General features: G+C 76.1%; 1 protein-coding gene. It reads right to left on the reverse strand.

Going from position 1 to position 1136, the window contains the following annotated elements; all coding sequences use genetic code 11:
- Nucleotides 1-1065 (reverse strand): Mrp/NBP35 family ATP-binding protein (locus tag HMPREF3105_RS00865; RefSeq protein ID WP_070708549.1); only part of this gene is annotated, 1065 nt, incomplete at its 3' end.
- Between the last annotated feature and the right edge of the window lie 71 nt (nucleotides 1066-1136).

A 1136-nucleotide genomic window follows, 5' to 3' on the forward strand; every position in this document is an offset into this window, starting at 1 on the left:
GCCCGCGGGGCTCTCCGGCGCGGACACCACCACGGGGTCGCCGGCGTCGCCGCCCGCCCGCAGCGCCGGGTCCAGGGGAACGGTGCCCAGCAGCGGCACCTGGGTGCCCAGCACCCCGGACAGCCGCTCCGCCACCTCGGCGCCACCGCCGGTTCCGAACACATCCAGGACGGTGCCGTCCGGCAGGGTCATCGGCCCCATGTTCTCCACGACGCCGGCCACGGTCTGGCCCGTCTGCTCCGCCAGCTGACCGGCGCGCGCGGCCACCTGCGCGGCGGCGTGCTGCGGCGTGGTCACCACGAGCAGCTCCGAGGCGGGCAGCAGCTGCGCCGTCGAGATCGCGATGTCCCCGGTGCCCGGGGGCAGGTCCACGAGCAGGACGTCCAGGTCGCCCCAGTGCACGTCCGTGACGAACTGTTCGAGCGCGCGGTGCAGCATCGGCCCGCGCCAGGCCACCGGCCGGTCCGCGTCGAGGAACATGCCGATCGAGATGACCTTCACGTCCCGCACCACGGGGGGCAGGATCATCCGGTCCAGCTTCGTCGGGGTGCCGGTCACGCCCAGGAGCCCGGGGATGGAGTAGCCGTGCACGTCCGCGTCGATCAGGCCGACGGCGAGTCCGCGCGCGGCGAGCGCGACCGCGAGGTTGGCCGTGACCGAGGACTTGCCCACGCCGCCCTTGCCCGAGGCCACCGCGAGGACGCGCGTGAGCGTGTCCTTCCCGAACGGGTTCGTCGGCCGGGCCGCGCGCAGGGCGTCCTGCAGCGCCAGGCGGCGCTCGGGCTCCATCACCCCGACGCGGACGTCCACGGACCCGCAGCCGGGTACGTCGGCGACGGCGGCGGCCACGTCCGTCTGGATCGTCCCGCGCAGGGGGCACGCGGCGATCGTGAGCAGCACCGCGACCTCGACGACGCCCGGGGCGGTCTCCACGACCGACTCCACCATGCCGAGGTCGGTGATCGGGCGGCGGATCTCGGGGTCCTGGACCGTGGCGAGCCGCTCCAGCACCCGGCGCTCGAGGTCGGTGCGGACCTCGGGCACGGGCAGGCCCAGGGCGCTCATCGGCCGCCCCCGTCCACCGGGCCCGCACCACCGGCGGGGCCGGTCACCGGACCGGACCCCCCGGCCTCGCG

This window comes from Micrococcus sp. HMSC31B01 (assembly GCF_001816085.1).
Lineage (GTDB): Bacteria > Actinomycetota > Actinomycetes > Actinomycetales > Micrococcaceae > Micrococcus > Micrococcus luteus.